We start from the raw sequence: 15,950 nt of genomic DNA on the forward strand, positions 1-15,950 counted from the left end.
ATGACAATTAAAACGAAGGATTCGCCGGCCCATAAAGGTGCTAGGCCCCGGCACGATTTTACCAGCGAACAATATGCGAGAAATGTCGCAGGTGAATTCTTGAGGCCTGCGTGAAGTGGCCTACGAGATCTTTGCATAATAACTCCTAAATCTCAGGCTGTGCCCCTTTGATCGGGTCATAACGTTTGACGAAGAACGAATCATTTGCAGATTGAGCCAATAATGAATCCTTGCTATACGACTTTTTGTCGTATGTAAATAACATTTTGTTGTATATAGCGCCATAAAAGTCGTAATGTTGACAACGACGCAAGCCCGTCCGTTCTTGTCAAATATGACAATCGATTATTCCATTCGTTTGCTGCGTGCAGCACGAGTCCTTGCCGGCCTGAGCCAAGAAGAGATGGCCCAGCGCGCTGGTATAGGTCGACATACGCTCATGCGGCTCGAAAATGGCGATGCCACCGTTGGCTTTGCTACGGTGAAAAGGATTCATGAGATACTCGAGAAGGCAGGAATCGAATTCTTGCCGCCGTCGAACGGGAGCGGCCCGGGAATGAGATTCCGCGAGAACTAAATCTACCAAACCCTCGCCAAGCCGAGCTGCAATATCAATCCACAACACCGAAAAAGGCCGCCGCCATGCGTCACCATTATCTCATTTGCAGCTTCTTATTTGTCTCGATTTCGGAGATTCGAAACATTTTCGTCAGCTTTTTGGCGAGAGAATTTATGGCAAGCTTTTTGCACTGCCTGGCCCTGAGGCGGAACCTAACGCTTGTCTACGGTCGGAAATCGCCCCGGAGATCCTGAAACGATCAACCGAATGGGACTTGATGTCGGGAAAGATCGAATCAACATGTATTGGGGATGCCGACATTCATTTCGATAGCGCTAACTCCGAATTCCAAAAGAACATTGTAATTCTCTTCTTCAATTCCCTCCGAAGATGGTTGACATGCTTTGGGTTCGCGATGTTCCAGATTCCAACGTATAAAATTGTATAACCTTCGACTATGTCGAGGAGATGGTGTTCAATACCAAAAAACGCACCGCTGATCTCGTCCGGGGATGCACCATCTCCATGGACAATTTTGTTCCGAACCTTGTAGGCGTTCATGACTCCCGCATGGATCTCCATGGCGGTGTTCGTCTGGGAAAACCCACCAGCTTGTGAGCAATTTACAGCCAGCGTTTCGGCTTTGTCATTTTTTTCTATTACGGCAAATGCTTCGAGGGCTGAAATTAATCGAACCAATCTGATGTGATCGTGAGGTTCGCAATATGCCTCTGCGATAAGTTGATGCGCGTATCGCTGGCGTTCAAGTATAGGTGTTCCTACGTATTCCCCACTTGCCAAGAGTGCACATAAACTGGCGAGCGTGCCGGACATTGGGCTGAGACGATTATTGAACATGTCGATCCAATCATCGTTCAGATGGCTGCCCCATGGACCACGACTTGACGAAAACCCTGCATTTCCATCTTTCGAAATCATCAGCTTGGTGGCCAACTCATCCCAGATGAACCCGCCTGAAAGTTTAATGTGACGGGTATGGTAGTAACCAAAAACCATCCGGATCAAGTTAAGGCAGAATTCTGCAACCTCTCTTCCAATATCCCATGCTAGATCCAGCTCAAATCCGCATATTTCGATGATTATAAAATGATCGTACCTTTCCACATAAGAATCCCATTCCTTCAAAAATTCGACTGAACTTTTTTTGCTTTCGGCTCTCTCTTTTGTTAGATTTCGCTCGTGTTCTCTGAGAAAAATATCCTTTGAAACTATTCGTGCCGGCCCCATTCTGAAATCTGAATTCTTGGCATATGGCGCGAAAAGAACCGGAAATACATAGGAGCCATCAGCCCATTTAATGGAGATAACGTGCGACTTCGCGCGGTGGATTACGGCCGCGACGGAGAATTTCTTCTTTCCGTTCTCAAGTCTTGAAATCTCCTCAAAAAACTCCTTGGTCACGAATTTTTCCATCGTTGAATGTGACAGACGTCGAGTCATTCCCAGATCGTGGAGGATTGACTCGACGGCATTTCGCAGATGTCGGTATCCCTGTCGATTGACGTAATTTCCACGATCTTTGGCACCATTTAGAGTTACATGGTCTGATGCCATATCGAAGTTTTTTGACTTAATGGCCGACTCCGTCTCCTTAAGAGTGTGAAGCCATTGTTCTCCAAATGCTTCGATTTCCCTTATTATTGTTGTTGAATTCATGCTCATAAGCGAAACCGCTGATCGGGGGTGGACGTTCATGCCTAATAGCTCGAGCCAAGTTTAAGGTCGAAGCCAACACGCGGCGAGGTAAGGGTGGATGAAGAAGATTTTCCGGCAAGTGATTGGAAAAGAACACATCGAATTTGCAAGTGAAAGCGCTAAAGTCGGGCGACTTTTTTCGACGCGTGGTTGCTACCCGGTTACGCCATGTATGTCATTACGTCCGTAGGGGGGTCAATCCTTCTTGATAACAACTTTGGAGTATACACGGAGCGGTGCTCCGCCCAGCATGCCATTACTGGGCACCGTCGTTAACGCAGTGCTCATGGGATAATGCCCAAAATCTCTTGTAGGCCTCCTCTAAAGAGAAACAGTATAAAGACGCTAAACATCAAGTTTGGAACATTGCTGCGGCATCAAACATATTCGATTTTAGGAAACCAAATGCATATGCGATCTAAGCGCCTGACTCCCACCAAATGACTTGTTCAAGCGCGCGGCCGCGAGCAATAAAGACAATCATGATTAGTAAACAGTGACTGCCTTTAAGTAAAGGTGGGTAAGGGGCGAACGCAAACCACTCCCTAAATAGGAGCCTGCTTTCGAAGTCAACTTTTGAGCTTGAGGAGTGGAAATGTCGTCTAATTTGGTAAAAAACGAGATACTTCAATTCTTGGCATCCTCCGCTCCAGATGTGCTCTGCATAAAAGGTAAATGGGGTGTAGGAAAAACGTTCAGTTGGAAACGACATCTCGAGGTTGCAAGTAAAGCCGACAAGGGACTCGCAATGGAACGATATGCCTACGTTTCGCTGTTTGGCGTGAATTCTTTAGAAGAGCTTAAATACTCGATTTTCGAGACAACCATGAAAAAGAGCCAAGCGAGCGAAGGCGCAAGCTTGGACACTTTGACGTCTACCATTGAATCGGCAGAGGGCTTCGGTCGAAAATTCGCTTGGCTGCTTAAGCATCTTCCGGTCGCCAAGAATTACGCGACTGGGGCAGCACCTGTTTTCTTTCTAGCTGTTCGAAATCAGATTATCTGTATCGACGACCTCGAGCGCAAAGGATCCAAGCTCGAAGCATCCGACGTGCTTGGTTTGATCTCATTCCTCAAGGAAGAGAGACAATGCAAAATTGTGTTGTTGCTAAACGACGAAGCTCTAGCCGAATCTGATCGAGCGAAATTTGACTCCTATCTTGAAAAAGTAGTCGATGTCTCCCTGCATTTCGCACCATCTCCCGACGAATGTGTTGCCATTGCTTTGCCGAATGACGACCCGATCAGCAAGCGAGTTGGTGAGCTTTGCGGCGCTCTTGGCATAAAAAATATTCGAGTCATTAGAAAAATCGAACGAGCTACTCGCTCAATATCTCCGGTTCTTGAAACATTCGACCATGATGTATTTAAACAAGTTTCAGCATCCTTAGCGCTGTTTGGCTGGTCGTATCACCAACCTGACGAAGCCCCCACCATCGAATTTTTGATGACTAAGAAAGCGAAAAGTCTCTTTGGCCAGGAAACGCAAAACGAGCTGTCACCGAAGGAGATAGCTTGGAACGCGCTTTTGGCGGCCTATGGCTATAGGTGGTCGGACGAATTCGATCTGGCTCTAATAGACGGGATCAAGAACGGTTATTTCGATGCTGAAAAGGTGTTGATGCATGCCGCGCAGTTACACGAAAAGGTTTTGGCTACAAAAGCCGACGGGTCATTCGCGGATGCTTGGCGCACGTATCACAACTCTTTTGCTGATGATCAAGAAGAGGTACTCAATACGATCTACGCGTCGTATATGAAAACATTCAAATATATAACGCCTATGGATCTCAACGGTACAGTCGTACTATTTAAGGAGCTTGGTCGTGATGCTCAAGCAGTGGAGATGATTAATCACTACGTCGAGCACAGAAATGGCAATCGAAAGTTTTTTGACTTAGAGGAGTATCCTTGGAGGGGCGATATAACGGATCCAAATGTAATAGCCGCCTTCAATGCCAAATGCGCAACATTGGAAGACAAGCGTGATGTTTCCGAATTGCTCTTAACTCTCAAAGATGGATGGAATGAAAAGGTGCTGGTAGCGCTTTCAACAGCCCCAGTCGACCAATACTACAACGTCCTTAAAGCAAGCTCCGGAAAAAACTTGGCCAAGATGATTGCCGGAGCGCTCCAGTTCGATGGTATCGTCAACGCATCTGACACAATGAAAGAAATATCTAAACGGACCAAAGATGCCTTGAGGCTTATTGGAAAGGAGTCCGACATAAATGCCAGGCGGGTCGCGAAATACGGAGTTGTAGTCAAAGATGGTGCGCTCGACGCAGCAGCCAACGCTTCCGATGACGCTGTATAACCCATCGGAAACCAATTTTCCGAATTTCTGCTCTACAAGCCCACCTGCGGTGGGTCCCGGGCACTAATACTTCCAGCTCACGGCACCGAGAAGGGGCCGGCTACGGCCGCGTTAACAGAGCGCCGCCCCCTTCTCTATGGCAACGCTGCGTATTACTGGTAACCTGTGGTAACAATTTGCCCGTTCTTAAAAGAGCGACAGATTCCTAATCTGTAGGCCACTGGTTCGAATCCAGTCGGGATCACCATACTGCCTTCCAGCGCATTTTTCGGTCAAGGAACGATCCAGAATGCGTCCATGCTGTACTCATTCGAAAGCGGTACTTGCAGTTGCAAAGCAAATGCAATATCGTGTAGTGATATGCCCTATACTAAGTTTATGGCCGCTTCGATCTGTAGTCGAAGCGGTCCTTTTTTGATGTCCGGGGTCAATGAGGCGTTATTGTCTGGTTGTTCGCCAAACTAGCGATTCGACTCTGCTTTAGCTGCCATCGTAGTCCGCACGCTTTTGTTAAGATCGGCTTTGGCAGACTGATATTCGTTGACTGAAGTCCAGTAGCGTAATGTTATTGCTGCGGTCGCATCACCCAGTTCGGCCACAAAGGCTGAGGGAGCCGGGTCTTTCTTGACTCGCTTGTCGGTTTCAGTCAGCTCAATCAAGGATTTCTGCACCTGGTCCAAATCATCCTCATTGGAAACAGCAATCGTGATGTCATTGCGACGAATACCGTTCCGGGTAAAGTTCTTCACGGGCAGAGTCCAAAGTGTCGAATTTGGCGCAAGGATGTATATGCCGTCGGCTGCACGTAGTCGCGTCGCAAAGAGTCCAATTTCTTCGACTGTCCCGCTTATGCTGCCCACCTCCACATATTCGCCAATGCGAAGGGGACGGAGCGCCAACAGCATGATGCCTGCTGCGATATTCTGCAGAGTTCCTTGTAAAGCCAGCCCGATTGCCAAGCCAACTGCACCGATGGCGGCAATAACCGAGGCCGTCTGGATGCCGAATTGACCGAGCACCATAACCACGACAAGGCCGAGCACCACATAGCGTGCGATCTTGGAAAAAAAGCGGCGTAGTGTCAGGTCGAAACCGCCGACTTGCCCAAGCCCGGCATAGACCCAGCGCTCGACGAGACCTGCGACAACGAATCCGATGATCAGCAACAGAACCGCGCCAATTACCGAGAACGCGTAAGCAACAACAAGGGCACTTGCTTCACGAATGCCAGTCTGAATTGCGGAGAACGCGTTCTGAGGATCAAGTTCCATGAGAGATTCCTTTCCGGCAAGAGAATACCAACCTTAAAACTGCGACGCTGGTTCCCCTATTGAAGGTAAAAGGCCAGTAAATATTCACAATGTTTCCTGCGTTGAATGGACAATCACATCGGCTTGCGAACAGCATAGACAGTAACCGGCAGAGAAGAACGCCACGTATCAAAACCACCCAGAGGTTGCGCGTACGAAACAGCAAGCTTTGTGAGTTCGCCGCCATGGGCGGAGCGCCAGCCAACGATTGCCATTTCACTCTGAATTGTCACAGCATTGGCAACCAGGCGCCCACCTGGCTTGAGGCCTTCCCAGCACGCCTCCATTACCCCCTCATCGGTCATGCCGCCACCAATGAAGACGGCGTCGGGTTCTGCGAGTCCTTGCAAAGCCGCCGGTGCCTCACCGCGAACAATCTGCAGATCAGGCACACCCAGCGCCCGGCTGTTGCGCAGGATCAAATATTGCCGCTTGTCATTGGCTTCAATAGCCAAGGTCCGGCACGAACTGTGTGCGCGCATCCACTCAATGCCGATCGAGCCACAGCCCGCCCCGACATCCCATAGGAGCTCGCCCGGCAGCGGCGCAAGATGCGCCAGTGTAACGGCGCGGATATCCCGTTTGGTCAATTGGCCGTCATGTTCGAACGCTGCGTCGGGCAAACCGGCACACGTAGAATAGATCCGGGCTGGTGGGATCGCTTTGCCGCAATCCACAGCAAGCACATTGAGATCGGCACAGCGAGGGTGGCTCCAGGCTTCTGCAGTCCCGTCAATTCGCCGCTCCGCCACACCCGCCAGATGCTCTAGTACAGTCAATTGCGCCGAGTTGAAACCCGTTTGACTCAGCATCCGCGCAACCTGGGCAGGTGTGTCGCCATCATTGCTGAGAATGAGCAATCTTGCTCCGGGGGCGAACGCCTTGAATAGTGTCTCGATCGGCCTGCCATGAACGCTGAGCAGCTGCGTTTCTTGTATCGGCCAGCCCATGGCAGCTGCCGCTAGCGAGAATGATGAAGGAGCTGGAATTATTCGCAACTCATCGGCGGCGACATATCGCGTCAGTGTAGCGCCCATGCCGAAATGCATCGGATCGCCGCTGGCCAACACAGCGACAGGTTGGCCGCGCAAGGCAAGGAGCATGGGGTACGCATCCGAGAATGGGCTGGGCCATGCAATACGTTCAGCAGTCAGCGCTTCGGGCAGCAGATCCAGATGGCGCTTGCCGCCGAAAATCGTTCCAGCACCTGCGAGGGCATCACGGGCATTCTGACCGAGACCACTATATCCATCCTCACCGATCCCGATAATCGTCAGCCACCGCGCTATCATACATTCCATCCTTTTGTGCCTACCATGCATGCCCGAAACCGCTTGATGGGTCAACGAAGCGGGGTGCTATGAGAAAGGTTGGCACGCCCCGAGGCATCCTGTAAAACTGACAACGCCATGAGCCATCTAACAACCACCATACAGCGATCAACCGTCGAGGCACGGCGCTCTGCCTGCCCGGGGTTGTTCCGCATGGCAAAGGCCCTCGACGGCGGTATCTGCCGTTTGAAACTAACCTTTGGCGATCTGAGCGCAGTTCAGGCGCGCTGCGTCGCGGATGCAGCACAGCGTTGTGGCAACGGCACGATCGAAATCACCAATCGTGCCAATCTGCAAATTCGCGGTGTGCGTCCGGATATGGAAGAATCGTTAGTCGCGGCTTTGCTGGAAGCAGGGCTCGGCCCATTGAACGACCGAGGCGATGACGTTCGCAATGTGATGATCAGCCCGTTTGTTGGATTTGACCGGACGCTGCCGGACGTGCGGCCTCTCGCCTTGCGCGTGCTGACAATCGTGCAGACGAATCTGCTCTACCAGACTCTTTCGCCTAAATTTTCCATTCTCATTGATGGAGGCGAAAGCGTTGCGATGGTTGATCACCCCCATGATCTTTGGCTGAGTCCTGTCGATCTGGAAAGTAGTGCGCCGCGCTTCGCCTTCGGCGTTGCAGGTGTGCCGCCCCCACAAGCCGATGCTCAGCCTGCTCTAGGCAGCGTTGCAACCGGGCAAGCATTGGGGCTCATCACTGGCATTCTCGATATCTTCATCGAATGGTGCGGTGCACACCCGCAAGCTTCGCGCCTGCGTCATATGATAGGCGAGACGGGGGCAGACTATCTCGTAGACCAGCTCGAACTGCGCCTCGGAGCTCCGTTGCGAAATGAGAAGATTGCGAACTGGCGCAGAGCCCCTGCCCGGGAAAATGGCCATCTCGGGATCTGGCCGGAAGTGGACAACTCAAACTGTTTTGTAGGCGCCATGCCTCCACTTGGCCGTCTTGATCCGTACCTTTTGCAATCGCTTGCGGAACTTGCCGACAAGTATGGCAACGCAAAACTACGCATGACGCCGTGGCAAAGCGTCCTCTTGCCGCAAGTTTCAATCGACGATGCAAAAACTACGCTCGCTGCGCTCGAAGCACTCGGACTTGGCACCGATCCTAAAAAAGCACTTGCGACGATGATCAGCTGTTCTGGGTCGGCGGGATGCGGTTCGGCTCTCGCAGCCAGCCAGTCAGACGGGCTGAAGCTCGCGTCGCTATTGAAGGGTAGCCCCGCAGTTCCGCAAATCCATATGAGCGGTTGCAGCAAATCCTGTGCGTCGCCCTCGGCAAAACCCATCACGCTCGTGGCAACTGCCACAGGACGTTACGACATCTTTCTGTGCGCGACCAATGGACCGTCGCGTTTTGGCAAGCTATTGGCTGCCAATGTCACTATCGACGAAGCTGCCGAATTGATCGGTGAGAATTCCGGCTCTGGGGGGCCACTATATGCTTGACTATATCCGCGACGGTCAGGCGATCTATGATCGCTCGTTCGCTATCATTCGTTCCGAAGCCGATTTGAAGGGCATTCCAGCCGATCTGGAAAAGCTGGCCGTGCGCGTCGCCCATGCTTGCGGCATGGTCGATGTGATACAGGATCTGGCGTTTTCCGAGAATGCCGCAGCGGCTGGTCGCAACGCATTACTGAGGGGCGCACCGATTTTGTGTGACGCACGTATGGTTGCGGAGGGTGTCACACGGTCGCGTCTGCCGGCCGGAAATAAGGTGATTTGCACGCTAGGAGATCCCTCGGTTGCCAAATTGGCGCTCGACATGGGAAATACCCGCTCCGCCGCAGCGTTGGAACTATGGCGCCCAAACCTAGCGGGCGCAGTTGTTGCCTTCGGCAATGCGCCCACTGCCCTTTTCCGATTGCTCGAAATGATCGACGAAGGTTCTGCGAAACCGGCGCTGATTCTCGGCTTTCCAGTCGGCTTTGTCGGCGCGATGGAATCCAAGGCGGCGCTTGCCGAGGACAGCCGCGGAATTCCCTATGTCGTCGTGCATGGCCGCCGAGGCGGCAGTGCCATGGCTGCCGCAGCGATCAATGCTCTCGCGTCGGAGAAAGAATAATGCCAAAGCCCGGGCGGCTTTTTGGACTGGGCGTTGGTCCCGGCGATCCTGAACTCATTACATTGAAGGCGTTGCGTCTGCTTCAGGCGGCCCCGGTGGTCGCTTATCATGCAGCCAAAGGCAAGAAGGGTAACGCCTTGGCCATCGTTGAGCGCTATCTTGATGAGAAGCAACTCCTTGTCCCGCTAATTTATCCAGTTACGACGGAGATACTACCCGCGCATATGAACTACGACGCTATCGTCAGCGATTTCTACGGCGAGATAACCGGGCTTTTGCGCACCCATCTCGACGCGGGAACTGATGTCGCGGTTATCGCCGAGGGGGATCCATTCTTCTACGGCTCCTTCATGTACATCCACGACAGACTGGCTGAAGACTACGAAACCGAAGTCGTGCCAGGTGTCTGTTCCATCCTGGGCGGAGCCGCCGTGCTTGGTGCACCTCTGGTCTATCGTAATCAGACGCTTACCGTTCTCTCCGGTGTCCTTTCTGCACAAGATTTGAAGACCCGGCTCGCCGCTACCGAAGCCGCAGCAATCATGAAGCTTGGTAAAAACCTCGCGAAAGTGCGTGGTGTAATCGACGATCTTGGCTTGCTCGATCGGGCGCTTTATGTCGAACGAGCAACGATGGAGGCACAACGCATCATTCCACTGGCTGAAGTCGATCCGGAATCCTCGCCCTATTTCTCATTGATTCTCGTACCGGGAGAGAAATGGGCGGGTAGCGCCGGATGACATATCCGATAGCCATATTGGTCCTTTCGGCGCTCGGCATGGAAACCGCATTGCGAATCAAAGCGAGCATGCCGGGAGTAACTATCTATGGGTTGGAAGCCCGCGTCGAAGGCGCCGATATCTCCTACACGAACTTCGGCGAAACAGTCCGACAGCTCTATGAGAACGGTCATGCAGTCATCGCTCTCTGCGCCGCCGGCATTACTATCCGCTCCCTCGCCCCGGTTCTTGGTGACAAGGGAGCCGAACCGCCCGTTCTGGCGGTCGCTGATGATGGCAGTTCCGTTGTTCCCCTCTTGGGTGGCACAACAGGCGTGAACGTTCTTGCCCGGCAGGTTGCAGCTATTCTCGAGGTCTCACCCGCAATAACAACATCAGGTGAACTCCGGTTCGGCACTTGCCTGCTCAACCCTCCCCTGGGCTTCGAATTGAAAAATCCCGAGGACGCCAAGATGTTCATTGCTGATTTGCTTGGGGGCAAAACCGTTAGAATAGAGGGGGACGCACCTTGGCTTCAGGACGCCAACCTTCCTCTGGATGACGACGCGGAACTGCGCATTCTGGTTACGTTGTCGGATGTTGCACCCCAAAAAGGCGATCTGGTTTTTCAGCGCAAGCCGACAGATTTCAAGAGCGCGTCCTCCGCGGAAGCTACGCTGGCTGACCACAAACGTGGGCGGCTTGCGGTGGTCGGTCTCGGGCCAGGGAACCCCGATTTTATGATTCCGGCGGTCAAACGGGAACTGAACAACGCTGACGATGTGCTTGGCTATGAGACCTACGTCCGCATGGCTGGACCTTTCCGCTCAGACCAGACCCTGCATATGACCGACAATCGCGAAGAAATGCAGCGCGCGCGACACGCTTTCAAGCTTGCCGCAACGGGCCGGTCCGTCGTGATGGTTTCTTCCGGTGATCCCGGTGTTTTCGCCATGGCTGCTGCAGTGGTCGAGGCATTGCATGAATCTGCGGACGTCTCCTGGCATGCTGTGGAGTTGGAAATACTGCCCGGGGTTTCCGCTGCGTTGGCGGCAGCCAGCCGTAGTGGTGCACCACTCGGTCATGACTTCTGTGTTCTTTCGCTTTCCGACAATCTGAAGCCTTGGGAGATCATTGAGAAACGCATTGCATTGGCGGCCGAAGCAGACCTTGCAATGGCATTATACAATCCAATCTCAAAGCATCGTCCCTGGCAACTGCCACGCGCCATCGATATCCTGCGCAAGTACCGGAATGTTGATACCCCTATCGTCCTTGGTCGAGATATCGGCCGTCCTGCGGAAACCTTGCGTGTCATCGCGCTTGCCGAGCTAACCCCCGATCAGGTGGACATGCGAACGGTGATCATTGTCGGATCGTCGCTCACGCGCAGTTTTGAACGCAGGCCCGGCGGCAAATGGGTCTATACGCCCCGCTGGTACGGAACCAAGCCCGAAGGTTGAACAGAAAGTCCATGCCGGAAAAAGGACTGAGCGCTTCGCTTTTGTATCGACGCCGTTCGACGCTGCTCATTATGATCCTCCAAGATCAGATCGCCTGCACCCGGAGATATCATGCCAGACAAGAATTATGTCCTTACCCTTTCCTGTGAAGATCGACCGGGTATCGTTGCGTCGGTAACGACGGAGCTTGCCGGCATGGACGCGAATATTGCCGAGAGCAATCAGTTCTGGGACAGACAGACAAATCGCTTCTTCATGCGCATCGCCTTCACGGCAGCCGAAGGCACAACCAAGGATGATGTCGAACGGGCTTTGAAACCCGCCATTCAACGCTTCGACATGAAAACCAGCCTTGTCGACCAATCCAAAAAGCCGAAGATCATCATCATGGTTTCCAAGTTCGACCATGCGCTGTTGCATCTGTTCTACCAGATCAAGGTTGGCTGGCTGGACGCCGATGTTGCTGCGATCGTCTCCAACCACGAAGACAGCCGCCGCTTTGCCGAACATGAAAGTATTCCCTACCACGTCCTGCCGGTCTCCAAGGACAACAAGATCGAGCAAGAAGAGGCGCTGCTCAAGATCGTCAAGGACACCGGCGCTGACCTTGTAGTCCTGGCTCGCTATATGCAGGTCCTGTCAGACAATTTGTCTAAACGGTTGTTTGGCAAAGTCATCAATATCCACCATTCGTTCCTGCCGAGCTTCAAGGGCGCCAAGCCTTATCACCAGGCTTTCGAACGCGGCGTGAAGCTTATTGGCGCGACAGCGCATTATGTGACGCCTGACCTCGATGAGGGTCCCATCATCGAGCAAGAGACCGAACGCGTTACCCATGCCATGAGTGCAGAAGATTTCGTTGCTACCGGCCGCGACATCGAAAGCCGCGTGCTGGCGCGGGCAGTAAAGAAACATCTCGAATCGCGCGTCATGCTCAACGGTCACAAGACGGTAGTATTCGGATAGACGCCCGCGCCTTCACTTGGTTGAAAAGTAGTTGTCCAGATTGGAAACGACACGGTCGGCCATCGCCTTACGCGTTTCGACCGTGGCGCTGCCCATATGCGGCTGCAACACCACATTATTCAGTGCAAACAGGGCTTCGGGAGCGTTCGGTTCGTCCACGAACACGTCGAGGCCGGCGCGCCCCAGTTCTCCTGATTGCAAAAGCTCGACCAAGGCGGTTTCATCGACGACGGTGCCGCGTGCGATATTGACAAAGGTTCCCTCGGGGCCAAGCGCCTGCAGGACGTCGCGCGAAATGACGCCTTTCGTTGCATCCCCGCCGGGCAAGATTGCGATCACAGCAGAGCATCTGCGGGCCATTTCTACCAAATCTTGGTAGTGCTCGTAGGAAACATCGTGTTTCTTGTTGCGTGTGTGGTAGACCACCTCGCAACCGAACGCGGTCAGCTTTCTTGCGATGACACTGCCAATCCGACCGAGCCCAACCAGTCCGATCTTCTTGCCTTCGATTCCCAAGGCCAGGGGTGGTGTTTCCCCTCTTGTCCAGCGTCCCTCCCGGACGAAACGATCGTTTGCAACAATGTCGCGGGTAGCAGCCAACAGAAGTGTGATCGCCATATTTGCCGTGTCTTCATTAAGAACATCCGGCGTATTGGCGATCTTTATCCCCTTGGTCTCCGCGTACGCAATATCGAGTGAATCCGTGCCGACACCAAACGAAGAAACGATCTCGAGTGCAGGCAGCAAATCGATCATATCCGCCTTGAGGCCAGTGAACGTACTCGTGACCGCCGCGCGAAAGCGTTCTGCATTTTGCTGCAGAAAGCCCAGAGCGTCTGTTTCCTCATAGAGCTTTTCAATTGTGTATCGCTTCTCCAACTCCTCCGTTAGGTACGGCATGAGAGGGCCAAGCAAGAGGAGAGGTTGTTTTTCCATCAAATCGTATCCTGTCGAGTGCTGCCAGACCGAGTTAGGACAATAGCTACACTCGGGCATTAAAGACAAACCATTTGCTTATGAAGTATGCCTTTATCTGTGGTCATTTCTTGAGTTGGCGCTTGCCTTTTTGGATGCATTGGTGTGAAAACCATCGCACCATTGCTGCGGGACGGAACATGATAAAGACAGTTGAAATTGCCGATCTGAAAGAAATCGCCAAGCGGCGCGTACCAAAAATGTTCTTCGACTACGCCGATTCCGGTGCATGGACGGAAAGCACCTATCGCGCGAACGAAGAGGATTTCCGCAAGATCCAGTTGCGCCAGCGTGTTGCGGTCGACATAACGGACCGTACCCTCGAAAGCACGATGGTCGGCCAGAAAGTTTCCATGCCTGTCGCTCTCGCACCAACCGGCTTGACTGGTATGCAGCATGCAAATGGCGAGATGCTGGCGGCCCAGGCGGCCGAAGAATTCGGCGTTCCGTTCACGCTCTCAACAATGAGTATCTGTTCAATCGAGGATGTCGCATCGGTTACAACCAAGCCTTTTTGGTTCCAGCTCTATGTAATGCGCGACCGCGACTTCATCTATAATTTGATCGACCGTGCCAAAGCTGCCAAGTGCTCGGCTTTGGTTCTGACACTTGATCTCCAGATTCTGGGCCAGCGCCACAAGGATTTGCGTAACGGTCTTTCTGCCCCCCCGAAGTTTACACCGAAACACATCTGGCAAATGGCTACTCGTCCACAATGGTGTATGGAGATGCTCAGAACCAATCGCCGTACGTTCGGCAATATTGTCGGCCACGCCAAAGGCGTGGGCGATTTATCATCCCTGTCAGTCTGGACAACTGAACAGTTCGATCCACGCCTCTCCTGGAACGATGTCACCTGGATAAAGGAACGGTGGGGCGGCAAACTTATAATCAAAGGCATTCTCGATGTCGAAGATGCGAAAATGGCGGCGGCGACTGGAGCCGATGCAATCATCGTATCCAATCATGGTGGCCGCCAGCTTGATGGTGCACCCTCGTCCATATCGGTTCTTGCAGATATCGTCGACGCCGTTGGCGACAAGATTGAAGTGCACTTCGACGGCGGTATCCGATCTGGACAGGATGTGTTGAAGGCGCTCGCCATCGGAGCCAAGGGCACATATATCGGTCGTGCCTTTCTTTATGGTCTGGGTGCCGGCGGAAAAAAAGGCGTCACTGAGGCATTGGAGATCATCCGCAAGGAGCTCGATATTACGATGGCCCTATGCGGCGAGCGCGACGTCAAGGTTCTCGATCGAAACAATCTCTACAAGAGCGGCCTCGAAACAAAACCCCGAATGGCACAAGTGAAGAAGAAGCAAACCCGAGCGGCCGGCGCGTAAGACCTAGAACACACTCTTGAAGAAGCCAAGACCGGACAGCTGCTTCGAATTTTCGAACTTTACGGAGACATCCGAAGTAAGGTTGTCGAGTCTGCCAGCCGTGATAGCCTCCAGCATCGTCTTGTAAGCGCGAGAACCCTTAAAGTATTGTCCGCCTTCTATCGCCTTTTTAACGAAGTCTTCCGTTTCACTGAAAAATTTGAAATGCAGGAGTGAGCCGTAGATGGGAGAAAAGTTGCGGTGGAATGGCCATGGTTTATGGATGCTGATGGTAAATGCGATATCATGTTCCACGTAGAGCAGCGGATATTTCATCAGTTCATCGTAGTGTTCGGGATAGTCCAATAACCTGTCTCTTGGCCCTCCCATCATAGACATGGCCGAGCTGGTGCGGAACAGTCTATATCCTTGCCGATCGAAAGTGTTGGCGATCTCCCAAGGCATGACGCCCAAGGAGCCGTCGAAGACCGCCGACTTGAGAGAGGCCGATGGATAACAATCGATCATCGGTGCCGGGCAGTGCAGCACCCCCTTTGCTTGCAATCCCGCAATTAGCTCGGGCAACTTTCTTGTCTCGCACTCGTCATAAATAAAATACTCGTCGCAATCGACATTCATGTACCAGCGCCTGGTCCCATAAATCCGGACAAGGGCCTCACGCCAAAGATTGCCGCCGTTTGCCTGGCGATACCGGATATTCGAGCCAAAGAGATCGACATCATTCTCGTCGAGCAATTTTTCTCGCGTGCCATCCGTCGATTGGTCGTCCACGCACAAGAACCGCGTTATTCCCAATGTTCGGTAGTGCGCGAGGAACGACGGCAGAAACTGAATGCTATTATGCGTCAGAAAGATGAGCGGTATATCGTTCGGCCCAAGAGACCGGATGTCACCTTTCCTGAGAGGCAATATTTGAACCGGATCGTGACGCTTCTTTACATTGAAATTGCGCCAACGCGTGAGCAATGACTGGCTTCGGCTGCTCGGGAACGCAGCTGGACTGTCAGGACGGTATGGAAAGGGAATTTCCGGTCTTGGAAACAAGAAAGATTGGTGTCGTTTCAACAGGTGGTTCCGCCTTGAACGAGAGTTAGTTCTTTGGTGAGTGTGAACCTAGGAGGCCGACCGATTAAACTTGCGCGTGTGGAAGGTCAAGTGCAGCCCGATGAGC

Annotated in this window: 13 protein-coding genes; 8 read left to right on the forward strand and 5 right to left on the reverse strand. The window is 52.7% G+C overall.

Annotated elements, in window-relative coordinates; genetic code table 11:
- Positions 1-334: 334 nt before the first annotated feature.
- A complete protein-coding gene (locus FHS21_RS31560; RefSeq protein ID WP_376772146.1) occupies positions 335-577 on the forward strand; it encodes a helix-turn-helix domain-containing protein in 243 nt (80 codons plus the stop codon).
- 303 nt (positions 578-880) lie between these two features.
- Here FHS21_RS31560 and FHS21_RS18015 read toward each other — a convergent pair whose 3' ends face one another.
- On the reverse strand, positions 881-2,242 hold the full coding sequence (locus FHS21_RS18015; RefSeq protein WP_183663530.1) for a hypothetical protein: 1,362 nt from the start codon (positions 2,240-2,242) through the stop codon (positions 881-883).
- A gap of 628 nt (positions 2,243-2,870) precedes the next feature.
- On the opposite strand from FHS21_RS18015, the gene FHS21_RS18020 reads away from it, so the two are divergent.
- On the forward strand, positions 2,871-4,592 hold the full coding sequence (locus tag FHS21_RS18020) for a P-loop NTPase fold protein (RefSeq protein ID WP_183663532.1): 1,722 nt from the start codon (positions 2,871-2,873) through the stop codon (positions 4,590-4,592).
- A 461-nt stretch (positions 4,593-5,053) separates the two neighbouring features.
- On the opposite strand, the gene FHS21_RS18025 is transcribed toward FHS21_RS18020, so the two are convergent.
- Both FHS21_RS18025 and cbiE read right to left on the reverse strand, forming a co-directional pair.
- The gene (locus tag FHS21_RS18025; protein ID WP_183663534.1) at positions 5,054-5,863 is read right to left on the reverse strand and encodes a mechanosensitive ion channel family protein; all 810 of its coding nucleotides are present in this window, start codon (positions 5,861-5,863) and stop codon (positions 5,054-5,056) included.
- 113 nt (positions 5,864-5,976) lie between these two features.
- Complete coding sequence (cbiE, locus tag FHS21_RS18030) at positions 5,977-7,191, reverse strand: precorrin-6y C5,15-methyltransferase (decarboxylating) subunit CbiE (protein ID WP_312879900.1); 1,215 nt, start codon at positions 7,189-7,191, stop codon at positions 5,977-5,979.
- A 120-nt stretch (positions 7,192-7,311) separates the two neighbouring features.
- Between cbiE and cobG the strand changes: the two genes are divergently transcribed.
- The 5 genes from cobG to purU all read left to right on the forward strand — a co-directional run bounded on the left by cobG (position 7,312) and on the right by purU (position 12,461).
- Positions 7,312-8,694 (forward strand): precorrin-3B synthase, encoded by a 1,383-nt coding sequence (gene cobG, locus FHS21_RS18035; protein ID WP_183663538.1) that lies wholly within the window; start codon positions 7,312-7,314, stop codon positions 8,692-8,694.
- A complete protein-coding gene (locus FHS21_RS18040; RefSeq protein ID WP_112523671.1) occupies positions 8,687-9,313 on the forward strand; it encodes a precorrin-8X methylmutase in 627 nt (208 codons plus the stop codon). Before cobG ends, FHS21_RS18040 begins: the two co-directional genes overlap by 8 nt.
- Complete coding sequence (locus FHS21_RS18045) at positions 9,313-10,053, forward strand: precorrin-2 C(20)-methyltransferase (protein WP_112523674.1); 741 nt, start codon at positions 9,313-9,315, stop codon at positions 10,051-10,053. Before FHS21_RS18040 ends, FHS21_RS18045 begins: the two co-directional genes overlap by 1 nt.
- Complete coding sequence (gene cobJ / locus FHS21_RS18050; RefSeq protein ID WP_112523676.1) at positions 10,050-11,495, forward strand: precorrin-3B C(17)-methyltransferase; 1,446 nt, start codon at positions 10,050-10,052, stop codon at positions 11,493-11,495. Before FHS21_RS18045 ends, cobJ begins: the two co-directional genes overlap by 4 nt.
- A gap of 111 nt (positions 11,496-11,606) precedes the next feature.
- Positions 11,607-12,461, forward strand: coding sequence for a formyltetrahydrofolate deformylase (gene purU / locus FHS21_RS18055; RefSeq protein WP_112523679.1), 855 nt, complete (start codon positions 11,607-11,609; stop codon positions 12,459-12,461).
- A gap of 12 nt (positions 12,462-12,473) precedes the next feature.
- On the opposite strand, the gene FHS21_RS18060 is transcribed toward purU, so the two are convergent.
- Positions 12,474-13,397 (reverse strand): 2-hydroxyacid dehydrogenase, encoded by a 924-nt coding sequence (locus tag FHS21_RS18060; protein ID WP_183663540.1) that lies wholly within the window; start codon positions 13,395-13,397, stop codon positions 12,474-12,476.
- 179 nt (positions 13,398-13,576) lie between these two features.
- On the opposite strand from FHS21_RS18060, the gene FHS21_RS18065 reads away from it, so the two are divergent.
- On the forward strand, positions 13,577-14,779 hold the full coding sequence (locus tag FHS21_RS18065; protein WP_112523685.1) for an alpha-hydroxy acid oxidase: 1,203 nt from the start codon (positions 13,577-13,579) through the stop codon (positions 14,777-14,779).
- A gap of 3 nt (positions 14,780-14,782) precedes the next feature.
- Here the strand turns inward: FHS21_RS18065 and FHS21_RS31820 are convergent, their stop codons facing one another.
- Positions 14,783-15,397 (reverse strand): hypothetical protein, encoded by a 615-nt coding sequence (locus FHS21_RS31820; protein ID WP_512699176.1) that lies wholly within the window; start codon positions 15,395-15,397, stop codon positions 14,783-14,785.
- Positions 15,398-15,950: the final 553 nt, after the last annotated feature.

Origin of the sequence: Phyllobacterium trifolii, assembly GCF_014192095.1 — a bacterium.
Lineage (GTDB): Bacteria > Pseudomonadota > Alphaproteobacteria > Rhizobiales > Rhizobiaceae > Phyllobacterium > Phyllobacterium trifolii.

Excerpts from the sequence above, each read along its gene's own strand:
- FHS21_RS31560 (WP_376772146.1), top strand. The coding sequence starts at position 335 with ATGACAATCGATTATTCCATTCGTTTGCTGCGTGCAGCACGAGTCCTT.
- FHS21_RS18015 (WP_183663530.1), bottom strand. The coding sequence starts at position 2,242 with ATGAGCATGAATTCAACAACAATAATAAGGGAAATCGAAGCATTTGGA.
- FHS21_RS18020 (WP_183663532.1), top strand. The coding sequence starts at position 2,871 with ATGTCGTCTAATTTGGTAAAAAACGAGATACTTCAATTCTTGGCATCC.
- FHS21_RS18025 (WP_183663534.1), bottom strand. The coding sequence starts at position 5,863 with ATGGAACTTGATCCTCAGAACGCGTTCTCCGCAATTCAGACTGGCATT.
- cobG (WP_183663538.1), top strand. The coding sequence starts at position 7,312 with ATGAGCCATCTAACAACCACCATACAGCGATCAACCGTCGAGGCACGG.
- FHS21_RS18040 (WP_112523671.1), top strand. The coding sequence starts at position 8,687 with ATGCTTGACTATATCCGCGACGGTCAGGCGATCTATGATCGCTCGTTC.
- FHS21_RS18045 (WP_112523674.1), top strand. The coding sequence starts at position 9,313 with ATGCCAAAGCCCGGGCGGCTTTTTGGACTGGGCGTTGGTCCCGGCGAT.
- cobJ (WP_112523676.1), top strand. The coding sequence starts at position 10,050 with ATGACATATCCGATAGCCATATTGGTCCTTTCGGCGCTCGGCATGGAA.
- purU (WP_112523679.1), top strand. The coding sequence starts at position 11,607 with ATGCCAGACAAGAATTATGTCCTTACCCTTTCCTGTGAAGATCGACCG.
- FHS21_RS18060 (WP_183663540.1), bottom strand. The coding sequence starts at position 13,397 with ATGGAAAAACAACCTCTCCTCTTGCTTGGCCCTCTCATGCCGTACCTA.
- FHS21_RS18065 (WP_112523685.1), top strand. The coding sequence starts at position 13,577 with ATGATAAAGACAGTTGAAATTGCCGATCTGAAAGAAATCGCCAAGCGG.
- FHS21_RS31820 (WP_512699176.1), bottom strand. The coding sequence starts at position 15,397 with ATGAATGTCGATTGCGACGAGTATTTTATTTATGACGAGTGCGAGACA.